The organism is Psychromonas aquimarina ATCC BAA-1526 (assembly GCF_000428725.1).
GTDB lineage: Bacteria > Pseudomonadota > Gammaproteobacteria > Enterobacterales > Psychromonadaceae > Psychromonas > Psychromonas aquimarina.
The window spans coordinates 26,573-43,545 of record NZ_AUAM01000022.1; the positions used below are offsets into that span (position 1 = coordinate 26,573).

Sequence of the window (16,973 nt, forward strand, 5' to 3'; positions counted from 1 at the left end):
AAAAAACAGATTGTCAATAAAGCTGTTATACCAATTCCGTTAATTAGATGATCTATTTAGACGTAGAAAAAATGGATGAAAGCAAGGCATTGATTGCAGTAACTAGTTGTTCTAATTGCAAAATCAATAACCAAAACACAAATGTTATTTATGTTTAACTAGCATTCATTTTAACCAGTATAAATGAGTAGATAATTATCGGATTTGGTATTATTAAGCCCTATTGTGCTGTAGCGGAGAAAACCAGGAGAAATGTGATAATCAAGAGTAAGGTCAATACGTTATTAAGCTGCAGCTCTGATGACAGAGAGGCTTAATTTCTACGCTTGCAAAAACAAGGCAGTTAAAATTTATGTATGCTTTAGAAAACAGCAGAATGTTGATTAACCGGAGGGGGCTTAGTGAACGCTTATCTGATCCCGGCCGGACATTTTTGCGTCATATAACGCATTATCCGCTTCCGCCATCAGCATTTTCATCGAGTTTAATTCACTCGGGAACATGCTTGATAAACCCATACTCATAGTGACTATCTTATTTACTTCGGAAAAACCATGTTCAATATTGGCTTCTTCAAGTGACTGGCGCATGGATTCAGCAACTTTAAGCGCCTTAGTTGCATTGCCGCCTTTAATCAACACAGCAAACTCTTCACCGCCGTAACGCGCCACAAAACTGTCATTCTCCTGAGCGGCTTTTTGTAATGCACCGGCAACCTTCTGCAGTGTCTGATCACCCTGCTCTTTCCCGTAATTGTCGTTATAAGGTTTAAACAGATCGATATCACACATCAGTACTGATAATAACTCCTGCTCTGCACCGGCCTGCTGCCAAAGCTTGGAATATTCAATATCAAAAGCACTGCGGTTGGCAATATTAGTCAGCTGATCCTGCAGTTTTTTAGCGCTCTCTTCAGGGGGCTCCTGTCCAAGTTTTTCTTCAATCTGTTTTTTAGCGGAAATATCCCGCGCCATAATCACAATACCTTTAGTATCACTCTTATCATCAGCAAATGCAGCTTTATGGATCTCATAGCAGGACTCTGCCCCTCCCACAAATAACAGCTCTTCAAATACAACCGCTTCACCAGACTCAAGTACTTCATAATTCTGGCGCTCAATCCAGTCAATGCGCCCGGAGGCCGACAACTCGCTGTACAGCTGACCAGCAATATCCTGTGAATTTGAGCCCATCAACTCTGCAAATGCGTTATTAGCGGCAATAACCCGGCCCTGATAATCTAACAGAGTAATAGGATCCACACTGACAGCAAATACAGAGCTTAATAATACATGCTGTTTTAATAACGCCTTCTCGGTTTCTTTACGCTGCAGGTTTTCATCTTTCAGCTGCTTGGTTAAATTATGTAACGCGGTAATATCGCTGTCTATGGTTAAAATAGCAAAAATACGGCCTTTATCATCGTACAAAGGCACCTTGGTGATGTTAACTAAACTTAGCTGTTTATTTTTCTGCTCAACCCACTCCTGAGTATTAAATGTTTCCCCGGTCCAGACGGCCGCTTCCTGCTGCTTCTGTTTTTTAACAACATCTACCGGCATCAGATCCACAACCCGCTGCCCGGGGGCGTGCGCAACTGTAGTATTGTTGACTTTTGCCCAGCTTTTATTACAACCGATAATAGTGCCTTTAGAAGATTTAAACGCAATCTGCTCCGGTATTGAATCGAGCACTTTACGTAATAATTCCCGCTCTTCTATTAATTTTCGCTCAGCTCTTAATAAAGCCGTCACATCTTTTAAATAACAAAGCCAAACCGTATGGTTCTGGTAATGCACTCTTTTCGCAGATATTTCAATATCATGATAATCATCTTCAACTAACAGGCGGATCTGAGTCTCTTCAATAACAGACTGATGGCTCACTTTGTTTATAAAACGAGATAATAAAAGCTGATTTTGTGCTTCCACAAACAGGTATTTATTTTTTTTATTCTTAAATGGAAACAGTGACTTAACTTCATCATTAAGATAAAAAATGGCGTTTCCATCTAAGGAGAATATAGCCAGGGGATAAGGGGATGAATCTAAAATATCTTTAAACTGACGGTCTTTTCTGCGTTTTGAGCGGTTAAATATAAATAGCAAAACCAGTAGACAGACGATAACCAGCAGATTGGTTGCCATTTCAATGGAAGCCCCCCAAAGAGGGCGACTTACATTTTTTACCGCTAAAGCGACTTTTTCAGGCATAGGATCCAGCTGATTTCCCCACTGAACCCATTCCAGCAGCGTCCCCTGTTCAAACGAGGTATAAACAAGCAGTTCATTGCTTGACGCATTAAGCAGTGTTTTTTTGAAAGCAACAGATAAGAGCTGATCCGCCAGACTAGGCGTACTCTGATTAGCGCTGAATAAAACTAGAGCATCAATCTCTTCATTATAAATATCCAGCAGAATTTCAAATAACCCCAGGTACTCTTTATAAATAATATTGGGCGTTTTAGTAAAAAGCGGCAGCTGCTGTGCTTCAGCTAATAATCCGCCGACAACAACCGGTGTGTTTTTATTAATTAATGAAGACTTAACTTCACCGGCACGCGGAGCAAAATAATAAAACTGACTGTCAATACCGATCAAAGCTGATTTTTTAAGTGTTGCTAAAGTTTTAAATTCACCTCTTAAACCGCTGTACACTGCCGGTTTATTCTCGCTAAGCAGCTGATAAATATCTTGTTTAATATAAGGAATAAAATTAACGGCAATACCTGTCTGCAGTGACCACTCCTGCCAGTAATCCACCAGCAGACCGCGCGCTTTTTTTTGAGAATTAAAGCCCGAAAATGGTAAATTTTCATCTAAATAAACATTAATCTGCTGCGGTTTGGCAGATTCATTTAATACAGCCTGAACCGGGCTTAAACAAACCAGCAGCAAAGTAAGGACTGATAACAATTTCAGCATGTTCATATCTTTTCAAAAAAAGCCTGAGATATTAAGCTTAGACCACCAGGTACTTAAAGATAATTAATACCTGTTTTTTGAGTGACGTAACTTGCTGACCTTCACAGTTTATTCTCTTGGCCTGTCTTTTATTCTTGTCTCAATGCTGCTGATTAATGGAGCATTTTAAGTTTTCCGGCAGTTATAGAGCAGTTCCCTGCCCGCCGAGCTCCTGCATCAGTTTCCCCATTCTATTCTGTACCGGCCAGCGTTTTTCACACCATAGCGGTGCTAACAGTTCATCAATCTTTGCAGTTGCGGAAATTCGATGGAAAACAACTTCTTGCGGAGTGGCACGAATTAAAGATACAGCAGCCTGACTGTACTGCTCTAAAGACAATGTGGACAGCCTGCCTGCCTGCCAGGATTTTTCCATCGTTGCACCGCGTACAACATGCAGCGGATGCAGTTTCAGACCGTCAACCCCGCTATTAATAACCTGTTCTAATGTCTGCTGATAATCGATCTGAGTTTCACCGGGCAGTCCTAATATAAGATGAGTACACACTTTGATGCCGCGTGCCCGTGCCTTAACACAGACGGAGTGATATTCAGCAAAACCGTGACCGCGGTTAATACGTTTAAGCGTTTTATCATTGGCAGACTGCAGCCCTAGCTCTAACCACACTTCAAAGCCGCGAAACAGATAGCTGCTTAATAAATTTAAAACTTCATCGGAAACGCAGTCCGGCCGGGTACCTACACAGATACCGACAATATTATTATTTTCAACGGCTTGTTCATAGAGCCCGGCAAGCTGATTAATTTCAGCATAAGTGCTGGTATATGCCTGAAAATAAGCAAGATACTTTCTCGCTTTATGGGAAACCTCCTGTGCACGTAAATGCAGCTGCCTGCTGATACTCTGCTGAGCCTGACTTTCATCGGCAAAAGCCGCGACATTACAAAAAGTACAGCCGCCTCTGCCCAGAGTACCGTCACGGTTCGGACAGCTGAAGTCGCCATGCAGAGTTAATTTATGAACTTTCTCACCATAACGTTTTTTAAGATCGGCACCTAAAGTGTTTACATAATCGGTCAGCTGCATGCACTGTTCCCCTAATAATAAAAAAGGCCACTATGCAGTGACCTTTTATAACTAATCTGTTTATATACAATTAAAATGCAAAGGTAAAATCAGCCCACACTTCGCCGTCATTATTAAGATGAGCAGACAATGCCACATCCTTTGCAACCTGATAACCAACATCAGCGGTTATATCCAGATCGTTAATATCGATACCGTTTACCGCATATTTATAACTTGGTGTTGCTCCAAACCATAAAGCACGATTAACTGAGTAACGAACAGCAGCATCAATTTCAATATAAGTGGTAGAGCTCATATTATCACCCCACATTAAACCTAAATTCATTGACGGATAAATTATAATATTCTGCTCTGCCAGCGGGATTTTTTTGATCACACCAACGGAAGCCTGATCATAATCATCTGCCCAGCGGGTATCAAAAGAAAATCCCGTATCATTAGCGGTATTAAATGCAAAATAATTCACATTGTAATAGTCGAGATCATGTTTTGCTTCAACACTAAGCTGCTGTTTAAACTGACCGCCTAAATAGCCGCCGACAGCACCGTAAACATCAACACCTTCGGTACCGACACCCACACCGGCACGAGAGTATATAGCCGTAGGATCGCTAAAATCTACCCAGCTGCTTTTATTATCAGCAGCGGCCTGAAAGCTTAAGACACACAGCAGTGAAGCTCCCAGACTTTTTACATTTTTAAATTTAAGCATGCTTATCACAAACCTTATTTCCAGATAAATAAATTAAACAGACGTTTACCGCGTTTAATCACAGTGTACTTTCCAAATAATGCGTCTGCTTTTAATAAAACCGCTTCACTGTCTGTCTGTTTTTCACCGTTAACAGTAACAGCACCATTATGAGTAAATTCACGCGCCATCTTATTTGATTTAGCAAGCTCACAGCTGGTTAGAAGCTCTACTAAAGATTTTTCGCTCTGTTCAACTTCAGTTGTAGGAAGTCCGTCCTGTGCAAGCTGTGCTAAATCAGATTCGCTTAACGAGCTTAAATCGCCAGAGAATAACGCTTCAGTAATACGCTGCGCTGAAGCTAAACCTTCTTCACCATGTACTAAACGTGTAACTTCAACCGCTAAGATACCCTGGCCTTCAGGACGGCCTTGAATTGTTTTATCTTTCTCTTCAATCGCTTCAATCTGTTCAATTGAAAGGAAAGTAAAGTAGCGCAGGAACTTGTAAACATCAGCATCTAATGTAGTGATCCAGAACTGGAAAAATGCATAAGGCGATGTTTTGGCAGCATCAAGCCAGATTGTACCGGACTCTGTTTTACCAAATTTAGTACCATCCGATTTAGTTACCAGCGGCAGTGTTAAACCAAATACTTTTTCTTTATTCATGCGCCGAGTCAGTTCGATACCGCCGGTGATATTACCCCACTGATCTGAACCACCGATCTGCAGTGAACAGCCCGTTGCTTTGTTTAAAGCGGCAAAGTCATATGACTGCAGCAGCATGTAGCTGAACTCTGTGAAAGAGATACCAGAGCCTTCACGTTCGATACGCTGTCTTACTGACTCTTTCTGAATCATAGCGTTAACACTGAAGTGCTTACCTACATCACGTAAAAACGAGATGCTGTCCATCTGCCCGATCCAGTCAAGATTGTTTACAACTTCAGCGGCATTTTCATGATCGCCAAATTCGACAAAAGCACTTACCTGCTTCTTAATTTTACCAACCCAGTCGCCGACAACATCATCGGTGTTTAATTTACGCTCATTCGCTTTAAAACTAGGATCACCGATTAAACCCGTTGCGCCGCCGACTAAAGCTAACGGCTTATGTCCGGCTTCCTGAAAGCGTTTTAATGTAAGTAACGGTACTAAGCTGCCGATATGCAGGCTGTCGGCAGTCGGATCAAAACCACAATAAAGTGTCTGGCAGCCGCTTGATAAATGTTCATGTAATTCTTGGTCAGCTGTTGTTTGCGCAACAAGGCCGCGCGCTTTTAAGTCTTCAAGTAAGGCATTCATTGTTTTAGGTTCCTGATTCTGTACTAATTTATTATTTATTGTGCGAGATTTTACACAGTTCGGAGCAACAAAAACACCATAGAGTGAAGATCTAACTAAGAATATGCTAACATTATGACTTTAATAGAATTCCAAAGAGTAGATAAGATGAAAATAGGCATTATTGGTGCAATGGATGAAGAAGTTGAAATCCTGAAGTCACATATGAACAACATTGATACAACTGTTATTGCAGGTTGTGAGTTTTACCAGGGTGAATTAAATGGTAAACAGGTTATCTTAACTAAGTCTGGAATCGGCAAAGTTGCAGCGGCAGTTGCTACCACATTATTATTGGAAAAATTCCAGCCTGACACGGTAATTAATACCGGCTCTGCAGGCGGATATGATACCAGCTTAAGCGTTGGTGATATTGTTATCTCTACCGAAGTACGTTTTCATGACGTTGATTTAACTGCATTTGGTTATGAAATCGGGCAGATGGCGCAGTTACCGCCGGCCTTTCCAGCAGATCCAAAGCTTATCGATATCGCACAGCAGGCAGCTGAAACATTAGATGATCTGAAAATTATCCAGGGTTTAATCTGTACCGGTGATATTTTTATGGCGGATCCGACTAAGGCTGAAACTGCACGTAATAACTTCCCTGCCATGGCTGCTTGTGAAATGGAAGCTGCGGCTATTGCCCAGGTTTGTTATCAGTTTAAAGTCCCGTTTGTGATCATTCGTTCATTATCTGATATAGCGGGTAAAAAGTCAGAGCTCTCATTTGAGGAATATCTTCCAATTGCAGGCAAAAATGCATCTATACTGGTCGAAGCTATTCTCAACCGCCTGGGTTAAATGGATAATTTTCTGGCTTTTATCGAACAGTACAGCACTTATTTTAGTTTTATAAGCGCTGCACTGTGTTCATTTTTTATCTCTCTGCCGAAAGACCTGAATCCCCTGTCAGCAGTTGAGCTGATGTTTCGTCAGATAGCCAGAAAAGTAAATATTGAAGAGCGCAGTGACGGTTATAAACGCCTGGCAAGCATCTTATCAATCAGCCTGATCTACTTCCCATGTATCTTAATTATCAGCCAGTTATATAACGTTGTATTCCAGCCTGTCATTTTAGATATCTTATTATTATTCCTGCTCTTGTCCTGGCATGATAAAAAGCTAACCTATCTGCAGGTAAGTGATGCATTAAAAACAAAGAACCTTGCTCTGGCAAAATTCAAATTAGCATCATTAACCCAGCGTGAAACAAAACCTCTATCCTTAATGGGCATTAATAAAGCCAGTATTGAGTCCATGGTGCTGCAGTTAACTGCATCCTGGTTTGCGGTAATCTTCTGGTATCTGTTAACGGGAGTATACGGTGCAGTTCTTTACCGCACTATACAAATTTGTGCCCAGCAGTGGAACTGCAAACAGGAGAGTTTTCAAACCATTGCCGGCATCCCTTCCGTTATATATTCAACCCTGTTATTTCCAGTACACCTGATTGTCAGCTTTACCTTCGCTTTATATGATAAACCCCTAGAAAACTTGCCTAAAAAATTCAAGCAAAGCATTCACTGGCATCACTTTTCTTCCGGGTTAATGCTCGCAAGTTTTGCGCTCAGCATGCAGATTGAACTGGGAGGAGTACGCCTATACCAGAAGAACAAGGTAACCTACTCAACACTGGGTTACGGCGGCGCACCGGGCATAGATAAAATTGAACAGTCCCTGCAGCGCCTAAGTCTAAGTGCATGGTTCTGGCTGACCTGCATTAGCGGTTATACTTTTTTTCCGCTTTTACTTGAATTCATCACCCTGAATAATCATTCATAATTTTAAGCACTGCGGCACAGTTATGCGGGCCATGGTTAACTATTTTCTATTCTAAAACCTATCTTAAGAGTCACCTGAAAGTGAGCGACTTTACCGTCAACAATATGACCACGAGTTTCAACAACCTCAAACCAGTCCATATTTTTAACACTCTTACTGCATTCAGCAATAGCGTTGCAGACAGCATCTTCAATACTGACTTTAGATGAGCCGACTATTTCCAGTTTTTTATAAGTGTGGTGTTCAGACATATCAAGCTCCTGTATTAATGAAGAAGGATAGTCAAAACTATAGTTGAATAATAATTACTTTGCTAAAACGCTCTTTGACTAGGGCCTGTTTATCTTTGCTCTTTGTTCCTGCTGGAGGCTATTTTTGTGCTCAGCAAGGCAGAAGTCATACAGTGTAGTCACTCTACATTAATGACTGATAACGAAGTTGAGTGTAAAAATAGCCCCAGCCCTTCGGGTTGAGGCTGAAAATTCCTCACTCTGTGTTGCTCATCACTCATTTAGAACAACTAAACTTCACTCTTCGCGCCTTGATTGAGAAACTTTCAGGCTCAACAGGGGCAATTTTCAAAGATAAACAGGCCCTAATTTAAAATAATAAAAAAGCCCCTAACCTGTAACCAGATTAGGGGCTTGAATATTTTCAGCTCCCGTTAAATAACGGAGTCTGGAATTATTTAACGTCTAATAATTCAACTTCAAATACTAATGTAGCATGAGGACCGATTGCAGCACCTGCGCCGCGCTCGCCGTATGCAAGATCAGAAGGGATAGTCAGCTTGTATTTTGAACCAACAGTCATAAGCTGCAGCGCTTCAGTCCAGCCTGCGATAACACCGCCAACTGGGAATTCAACAGGCTCACCGCGTTCAACAGAGCTGTCAAATACTTTACCGTCAGTTAAAGAACCGTGGTAATGAACGCTTACTGTAGATTCTGCAGTTGGTTTTTCACCTTCACCAGCAGTGATCACTTCGTACTGAAGACCAGACTCAGTAACAACAACACCTTCTTTTTTAGCATTTTCAGCCAGGTAAGCTGCACCGGCAGCGCCTAATACTTTAGCCTGCTCTGCAGCTGCAGCCTGCATGCGCTCAGAAATAACCTGGAATGCAGCTTGTAAGTCTGCTTGAGCAACTTTACTTTCAGCACCGGCAAATGCGTCTGCGATACCAGCAGCAACAGCTGAGATTTCCAGTCCGTCAAAAGGGTTAGAAGCAAGCTGCTCGCCCATCTGTAGGCCAATACCGTAACTTGCTTGTTGTTCTTGTGTGTTCAGTTGTAATTCAGACATATTTGTTCTCTTATTGAATGAGGGGATGTAGTTAATAAAACACCCCTTGTTAACGATTTATATTAATATGGGGAGGCGAATTTATTTTTAAAGGCCTAAAACAAAATAATTTTAATTTATTTTTCACTGTGTATCTGTTTTTATTGTCTGCGCTATTCCGGCGGTTACTAAGGTAACCCGATCCGCTAAGGCCGCCGCCTGCTGATTTAATTCACCCAGCTTATCTGCATAGCAGCGCATCAGCTTGCTTTCACCAATCAGACCGCAGCCGACCTCGCCTGTGACAATAACAACCTTTGCCTGTAACTGACTAAGTTCACTGATAAACTTATTCTTAACTGACTCATAATCTGCAATACAGGCTTTTAACGGCTTATCCTGGGACAGATACCAGCCGACCCAGGTTGATAAACATTCAATTAAAATCAGCTGGCCTGGTTTATTATACTGCTCAAGATAAACCTGCAGATCCTGCTCTTTATAATCCAGTTCACAGGTGCTGATTTTACTGTCCCGATGCAGCTGATGTCTGGCAATGCGGCTTTTTGTTTCTTCGCCGATCGCCACACTGGTGGCAATATAAACAGCCTGCTGCTGACTGTCCTGTTCAAGCCACATCTTTAATCTGTTTTCAGCAAAATCACTTTTGCCGCTGCGCACACCGCCGATCACTAATTCCAGCATTTGACCTCCTATAAAAAAGCCGCCTTTACGGTACTATATAACGTAAAGACGGCTCCAGAATAAGTTGATTTTTATTATCGACTTATTTGCTTAAATCATCAAAAAACGTTTTCAGGCTGTTAATAAAACCTTCTGATTTAGGTTTATTCTTTTTTGAACTGCACAGTGATTCAAACTCTTTTAACAGCTCACGCTGCTTACTTGACAGCTTAACAGGTGTTTCGACAATCACTTTACACATCAGATCACCAGTGCTGTGACTGCGTACTGATTTAACACCTTTATTGCGCATGCGGTACATACGGCCGGTTTGTGTTTCAGCAGAAATTTTCAGTTTTACGCGCCCGTCAAGGGTCGGTACTTCAATTTCCCCGCCTAAAGCAGCTTCAGTGAAACTAATCGGCACTTCACAGTATAGGTTATTACCGTCACGCACAAATACTTCATGTTCACGAACATTCATCTGCACGTAAAGGTCACCTGCTGGTGCGCCGTGTTCACCAGCTTCACCTTCACCGCTTAGGCGAATACGGTCACCCGTATCAACACCGGCAGGAATTTTAACAGATAATGTTTTGCTGCGTTCATAACGGCCGTCACCATGACACTTATGACATGGATCAGTAATAATTTTTCCTTTACCGCGACAAGTTGGACAAGTCTGGTTAACTGCAAAGAATCCCTGGCGCATCTGCACCTGGCCCTGACCGTGACAAGTACCACATGATTTAGCCTGGGTACCTTTTTTAGCACCAGAGCCGTTACACTGCTCACAATGAACCAGTGTTGGAATCTCAATCTCTTTGGAAATACCTTTTACCGCTTCTTCCAGCGTTAATTCCATATTGTAGCGAAGGTCTGAACCCTGCTGCGGACGTTGTGCACCACCACCGCCGCGGCGGCCGCCGCCAAAAATATCACCAAAGATATCACCGAACTGATCACCAAAATCACCATGGCCGAATCCACCGCCGCCATGACTTTGATTAACACCTTCATGACCATACTGATCATAAGCGGCTTTTTTCTGCGGATCGTTTAGAATTTCGTAAGCTTCTTTTACTTCCTTGAACTTTTCTTCAAGGGCATCATCACCTTTAGTACGATCCGGATGATATTTCATAGCTAAGCGTTTATATGCTTTTTTTACTTCTTTCTCTGTTGCGCTTCGGCTGACACCAAGCACTTCATAACAATCACGTTTCGACATTTTTACTTCTCAAAATTGCTGTTTATCTAAAACAAAGGCGCGGATTATGAAAAAACTCCATAACCCGCGTAATGTAATTCATTAAAACTTTAACAGTTTACGAATTATTTTTTATCGTCTTTTACTTCTTCGAACTCAGCATCAACAATATCGTCATCTTTTTTTGCATCTTCCTGAGGCTGCTGTGCATCAGCACCACCAGCTTGCTCTGCCTGTGCTTTCTGCTGTGCAATTTCCATCAGTTTTTGTGATGCTTCTGCAAGTGCAGTTGTTTTTGCTTCGATTGCTTCTTTATCTTCGCCTTTAGTTGCTTCTTCAAGCTCTTTAAGCGCAGCTTCGATTTTTTCTTTCTCATCAGAAGCTAATGCATCACCAGCTTCTTCAATCTGTTTACGAGTACCGTGAATCATTGCATCAGCCTGGTTGCGCGCCTGTACAACTTCTTCGAACTTCTTATCTGCTTCAGCATTTGCTTCTGCATCATTAACCATTTGTTCAATCTCTTCATCAGAAAGACCTGAGCTAGATTTAATGGTGATTTTCTGTTCCTGGTTAGTATCTTTATCTTTTGCAGATACATGTAAGATACCATCCGCATCCATATCAAAGGTTACTTCAATCTGCGGCGTACCACGAGTCGCTGCACGGATACCTTCAAGATTGAACTGACCTAAAGATTTATTATCAGCTGCACGTTTACGCTCACCTTGTAAGATATGAATCGTTACAGCGCTCTGGTTATCTTCAGCAGTAGAGAAAGTTTGTGACTGTTTAGTCGGGATAGTTGTGTTTTTATCGATAACTTTTGTTAAAACACCACCCATTGTTTCGATACCTAATGATAACGGCGTAACGTCTAGTAGAAGTACGTCAGTTTTATCACCAGAAAGTACCGCACCTTGAATCGCAGCACCCATTGCAACAGCTTCATCAGGGTTAACGTCTTTACGCGCTTCTTTACCAAAGAAATCAGCAACAATAGACTGAACTAGAGGCATACGAGTCTGACCGCCTACTAAGATAACATCGTTAATTTCACCAACTGAAAGATCTGCATCTTTTAATGCAATACGCAGCGGATCAAGTGTTGCTTTAACCATATCTTCAACAAGAGACTCAAGTTTTGCACGAGTCACTTTGATGTTTAAATGTTTAGGACCTGTTGCATCTGCTGTGATGTAAGGCAGGTTGATATCAGTCTGCTGTGCACTTGACAGTTCGATTTTAGCTTTTTCAGCAGCTTCTTTAACACGCTGCATTGCCAGCGGATCGTTAGTTAAGTCAAACCCCTGTTCAGATTTGAACTCTTCAACTAGGAAGTTGATTAAACGGTTATCGAAATCTTCACCACCTAAGTGTGTATCACCATTTGTTGCTAATACTTCAAATGTTTTTTCGCCGTCTACTTCATCGATTTCAATGATAGAGATATCGAAAGTACCGCCGCCTAAGTCGTATACTGCAACAACACTGTCGCCTTTTGCATTATTTACGCCGTAAGCGAATGCAGCAGCTGTCGGCTCATTGATAATACGTTTAACATCTAGACCAGCAATACGGCCAGCATCTTTTGTTGCCTGACGCTGTGCATCATTAAAGTAAGCAGGAACAGTGATTACCGCACCAGAAACTGATTCACCTAAATACTCTTCTGCAGTTTTTTTCATTTTTTTCAAAACTTCAGCAGAGATCTGCGGCGGTGCCATTTTGTTGCCTTGTGCTTCAACCCATGCATCACCGTTATCGGCTTTAATAATGCTGTAAGGCATGATTTTAATATCACGCTGCACTTCTTCATCTTCGTGACGACGACCGATTAAACGTTTGATCGCAAAAAGTGTATTCTGTGGGTTAGTTACAGACTGACGCTTAGCAGGCTGACCTACTAACGTTTCACCGTCTGTGTAAGCAATGATTGAAGGAGTAGTACGCTCACCTTCTGCATTTTCAATGATTTTAGCTACATCACCATCAAGTACAGAAACACATGAATTTGTTGTACCTAAATCAATACCAATTATTTTACCCATCTTACTCTTCTCCAATCTTAATTATGTTTTGTTTTATAAGCACACAGATGTTTATTATTAAATTACATTGCCGCTTTGATGTTTTTATATATGAGGGGTCATTTTTCAGTTTCAAGGTTTATTAATAAAAAAATTTAATTTTTTTTCAAAATTATCAAAACCCACAAAAAAAGGTACCGCAGTACCTTTTATAAAGCAGCTGAATAACTGTTATTCAGCTGCTTTAGATACCATGACCATTGCAGGACGAATAACTTGTCCACCGCTTAGTTCATAACCTTTCTGCATCACAGCAACAATCTTATTAGGCTCAACACCTTCAACCACCTGCATGCCCATTGCCTGGTGCTTTTCTGGATTTAAATCATCACCAATCTGCGGCGCAATTTGAACCACACCAATTTGCCCAATCGCTTTAACCAGTTCAGCTAAAGTCATTTCCACGCCTTCAACCATTGGTTTTAAAGTTTCGTTTTCTTTATCCGCATGACTGATGGCCATTTCTAAATGGTCCACAACCGGTACTAATGCGTTTGAAAAACCTTTAAGTACTGACTTTCTTCTGTTTTCGGCATCGATACCTGCTTTACGAATTTCATTTTGAGCAAAAGCCTGTGCTCTGATCGTCAGATCTTTCTGCTCTTTCAGCTGTTCTTCTGTTTCTGTCAGTTTTTTAGTTAAGCGCTCAAGCACATTTAGCTCTTCTGCAGTTTCGACTTGTTCTGCAGCAGCTTCAACCTGCTCTGCCGCAGTTTCAACTTGTTCTGCTTCTACGGCTGTTTCAACCTGCTCTTCAGGGCTTACTTTTTGTTCTGTACTCATTGTTCAATCCTAACTGTTACGATTATTAAGTTATATATGCCCTATTATGGGGATCACAATAATAGTTTCAAGCCTGTTATAACAATATGCTTAAATTCTTTGTCGATTAACTTTGCTGTCTTTATCAAAGAGGGTTTTATCGCGAATTAATACTTGTCTGTATCGCCTTACATTATTAAGGGGTGAGTAAACTGTCATTAATCAGGTATACTCATAATACTTAATTTATTTCCATATAGGTGCCCTATGCAAGGCCAAGATACTGATCTGACTGAATTTAAAACAATCGGTTTAATCGGAAAACCTCAACATCCTGAAGCCAGGCAGACACTGTTAGCTTTATATCGTTTCTTAGAAAAGAAAGGTTTAGAGCTGATTGTTGATTACCGTATTGCCGCAGATCTGCCGGTAAAAGAGGTAAAAAGTGCCGACCTTGTGGGTATCGGCCAGTTGTGCGATTTAGCCGTTGTGATCGGCGGTGATGGTTATATGCTTGGAGCAGCACGCGTACTCGCCCGCTTTGATATTGCGGTTATCGGAGTAAACCGGGGTAATTTGGGATTTTTAACCGATCTAGATCCCGATGATTTTGAGCAGCCCCTGAATGAAGTATTACAGGGCAAATATCAGGTAGAAAATCGTTTTTTACTGGAAGCGCAGGTTCACAGCCACGGGCATATGAAAAGCAGTAACACAGCGGTAAATGAAGCGGTATTACACCCGGATAAAATTGCCCATATGATTGAATTTGAAGTTTATGTCAATGATGACTTTATGCTTAACCAGCGCGCAGACGGTTTAATTATCTCCACTCCAACGGGATCAACGGCCTACTCTCTATCCGGCGGCGGACCGATTTTAACCCCGAACCTTGATGCGATCAGCCTGCTGCCTATGTTTCCACATACTTTAAACAGCCGCCCGATAGTTATTGATGCAAACAGCTGCGTACGTTTAAAAGTTGCTGAAAGTAATACCACTGAGATGCAGATCAGCTGTGACAGTCATGTTAATTTATCCGTTCTGCCCGGCGATGAAATATTAATCAGAAAAACCCAGCACCAGTTAAAACTAGTCCACCCTGAAAATTATAACTATTTCCATGTACTGCAGAATAAACTCGGCTGGGGTAATAAACTTTTTTAACTCTTAAATAGAAATTTCAGAAAATTTAACACACCTCACTTTACTGTTTAAAAAAACAGTAATACACTGTACCTACAAACAGTAGTTTTAAACAGCAGCTATCTGCAGTATTTGAGGTATGACAACTATGCTTAATCAGTTAACCGTGCAACATTTTGCCATTGTTCAATTTTTGGAGCTGGAATTTCATAACGGTATGACAACCATTACCGGAGAAACCGGTGCTGGTAAATCAATAGCCATCGATGCGCTGGGCCTGTGTTTAGGCTCTCGGGCTGATGCCAATATGGTCAGAACCGGCACCGATAAAGCTGAAGTCAGCGCCAGATTTACGCTTAATGATACCCCGCATGCGCAGAGCTGGCTTAAAAATAATGACCTTGAAGACAGTTTAAGTGCTAATAACGAGTGTTTATTACGCCGCATTATCACTAAAGAGGGACGCTCGCGTGCTTACATTAACGGTACCCCGGTGCCGCTTTCACAGTTAAAAAGTCTCGGACAGTTATTAGTTAATATTCATGGTCAGCACGCCCACCAGAGTCTTTTAAAAAATGATATTCAGCTGTCTATTATTGATGAGTATGCAAGTCACCATGCGCTGCTGCAGAAAGTAAAAGATACTTACCAGGGCTGGCACTTCTTAAATAAACAATTAAAACAGCAGCAGTTAAACCAGCAGGAGAAACAGGCCCGTAAACAGCTGCTTGAATACCAGATTGTTGAGCTTGATGAATTTGCATTAAGTGAGGACGAATTTCAGGCTATAGAGCAGGAGCACAAACGCTTAGCCAACAGCGGCTCTCTACTGGAAGCCTGCCAGGTAAGCTTGAATCAGTTAACTGAAGGCGAGGAAACTGATTCGCTGAGCTTACTGCGACGCAGTGTTACTCTGCTTGAGCCACAGATGGAAAACGATGACAATTTACAGAGCATTGTAACCAGCCTGCAGGAAGCCGTTATTCAAATAGAAGAAGCAAGTTACGAGCTGCGCCATTTCAGTGATAATTTAGAACTGGATCCGGAATACTTTCAGCAGCTGGAAACGCGCATGAGCGAAGCACTAGCACTTGCACGCAAGCATCAGGTACAGCCGGAAGTGCTTTATCAACATCATCAGAAGCTGGCCAAAGAGTATAAACAGTTAAACAACAGTGAAGCTCAGATAGAGCAGCTCAGCCTGGATCTGCAGCAGGCCGAAGAGGATTACTTTAAGCATGCACAAAAACTCAGCCAAAGCCGTTTACGTTACAGTAAAGAGATCAGTAAAAAAGTAAGTGCAAGTATTCAAAAGCTAAATATGCAGGAAGGTCAGTTTCATGTGGCATTAACACAGAACAGTTCTCTAAGCCCGCTTGGTATTGACAGTATTGAGTTCCAGGTTGCGACCAACGCGGGTCAGTCATTACAGGATTTGGGTAAAGTCGCATCCGGCGGCGAGTTATCACGGATCGGTCTGGCAATTCAGGTTATTATCAGCCAGCGGGTATCTACACCGACACTGATTTTTGATGAAGTAGATGTCGGTATCAGTGGTGCGACAGCTTCAGTGGTCGGCAAGCTGCTGCGAAGCCTTGGAGAAAATACACAGATATTCTGTGTAACCCATTTACCTCAGGTTGCCGGAAACGGCCATCAGCAGATGTTTGTTAATAAACACAGTGACGGCAAAACAACAAATACCACTATGTTGAAACTCAACAGCAAAGACCGTTTAAATGAGCTGGCACGTTTATTAGGCGGAGACAGCATCACAGAGCGTACTTTAGCCAATGCTCAGGAACTGCTTGTGCAGTAAATCAAAAAGGAAACGGAAGAACAACAAACACAGCTGACTACAAATTTGTTAAAACTGAATAATAAAGATCGTTTAAATGAGCCGGCACGTTTATTAGGCGGAGACAGCATCACTGAGCGTACTTTAGCCAATGCTCAGGAGC

General features: G+C 41.8%; 14 protein-coding genes. 4 read left to right on the plus strand and 10 right to left on the minus strand.

Annotated features, from left to right (window positions below; translation table 11 throughout):
* Positions 1-398: 398 nt before the first annotated feature.
* The 4 genes from G337_RS0109910 to tyrS all read right to left on the minus strand — a co-directional run bounded on the left by G337_RS0109910 (position 399) and on the right by tyrS (position 6,012).
* A complete protein-coding gene (locus G337_RS0109910) occupies positions 399-2,924 on the minus strand; it encodes a diguanylate cyclase domain-containing protein (protein WP_028863748.1) in 2,526 nt (841 codons plus the stop codon).
* A 181-nt stretch (positions 2,925-3,105) separates the two neighbouring features.
* On the minus strand, positions 3,106-4,011 hold the full coding sequence (mnmL, locus tag G337_RS0109915) for a tRNA modification radical SAM protein MnmL/YtqA (protein WP_028863749.1): 906 nt from the start codon (positions 4,009-4,011) through the stop codon (positions 3,106-3,108).
* Positions 4,012-4,081: 70 nt separating this feature from the next.
* Positions 4,082-4,726 (minus strand): hypothetical protein, encoded by a 645-nt coding sequence (locus G337_RS0109920; RefSeq protein WP_028863750.1) that lies wholly within the window; start codon positions 4,724-4,726, stop codon positions 4,082-4,084.
* Positions 4,727-4,740: 14 nt separating this feature from the next.
* Positions 4,741-6,012 carry a tyrosine--tRNA ligase gene (gene tyrS / locus G337_RS0109925; RefSeq protein WP_028863751.1) on the minus strand — a complete coding sequence of 424 codons (1,272 nt, stop codon included), beginning with the start codon at positions 6,010-6,012 and terminating at the stop codon, positions 4,741-4,743.
* A 147-nt stretch (positions 6,013-6,159) separates the two neighbouring features.
* Here tyrS and mtnN point away from each other — a divergent pair, with 147 nt between their 5' ends.
* The gene (gene mtnN, locus G337_RS0109930) at positions 6,160-6,855 is read left to right on the plus strand and encodes a 5'-methylthioadenosine/S-adenosylhomocysteine nucleosidase (RefSeq protein ID WP_028863752.1); all 696 of its coding nucleotides are present in this window, start codon (positions 6,160-6,162) and stop codon (positions 6,853-6,855) included.
* Positions 6,856-7,836: a cobalamin biosynthesis protein gene (locus tag G337_RS0109935; protein WP_028863753.1), complete on the plus strand. Its 981-nt coding sequence runs from the start codon at positions 6,856-6,858 to the stop codon at positions 7,834-7,836.
* A gap of 35 nt (positions 7,837-7,871) precedes the next feature.
* Here G337_RS0109935 and G337_RS0109940 read toward each other — a convergent pair whose 3' ends face one another.
* The 6 genes from G337_RS0109940 to grpE all read right to left on the minus strand — a co-directional run bounded on the left by G337_RS0109940 (position 7,872) and on the right by grpE (position 13,887).
* Positions 7,872-8,087 carry a dodecin gene (locus G337_RS0109940; RefSeq protein WP_028863754.1) on the minus strand — a complete coding sequence of 72 codons (216 nt, stop codon included), beginning with the start codon at positions 8,085-8,087 and terminating at the stop codon, positions 7,872-7,874.
* Between the two features lie 433 nt (positions 8,088-8,520).
* A complete protein-coding gene (bamJ, locus tag G337_RS0109945) occupies positions 8,521-9,141 on the minus strand; it encodes a BamJ family beta-barrel-assembly machinery protein (RefSeq protein ID WP_028863755.1) in 621 nt (206 codons plus the stop codon).
* 123 nt (positions 9,142-9,264) lie between these two features.
* Positions 9,265-9,825, minus strand: coding sequence for a bifunctional adenosylcobinamide kinase/adenosylcobinamide-phosphate guanylyltransferase (locus G337_RS0109950; protein WP_028863756.1), 561 nt, complete (start codon positions 9,823-9,825; stop codon positions 9,265-9,267).
* 82 nt (positions 9,826-9,907) lie between these two features.
* Positions 9,908-11,035 (minus strand): molecular chaperone DnaJ, encoded by a 1,128-nt coding sequence (gene dnaJ, locus G337_RS0109955; protein ID WP_028863757.1) that lies wholly within the window; start codon positions 11,033-11,035, stop codon positions 9,908-9,910.
* Between the two features lie 104 nt (positions 11,036-11,139).
* Positions 11,140-13,065 (minus strand): molecular chaperone DnaK, encoded by a 1,926-nt coding sequence (gene dnaK / locus G337_RS0109960; RefSeq protein ID WP_028863758.1) that lies wholly within the window; start codon positions 13,063-13,065, stop codon positions 11,140-11,142.
* Between the two features lie 210 nt (positions 13,066-13,275).
* Positions 13,276-13,887 carry a nucleotide exchange factor GrpE gene (grpE, locus tag G337_RS0109965; protein ID WP_028863759.1) on the minus strand — a complete coding sequence of 204 codons (612 nt, stop codon included), beginning with the start codon at positions 13,885-13,887 and terminating at the stop codon, positions 13,276-13,278.
* Between the two features lie 246 nt (positions 13,888-14,133).
* On the opposite strand from grpE, the gene nadK reads away from it, so the two are divergent.
* Positions 14,134-15,033: an NAD(+) kinase gene (nadK, locus tag G337_RS0109970; protein WP_028863760.1), complete on the plus strand. Its 900-nt coding sequence runs from the start codon at positions 14,134-14,136 to the stop codon at positions 15,031-15,033.
* 127 nt (positions 15,034-15,160) lie between these two features.
* Complete coding sequence (recN, locus tag G337_RS0109975) at positions 15,161-16,831, plus strand: DNA repair protein RecN (protein WP_028863761.1); 1,671 nt, start codon at positions 15,161-15,163, stop codon at positions 16,829-16,831.
* The last annotated feature ends 142 nt before the right edge of the window (positions 16,832-16,973 follow it).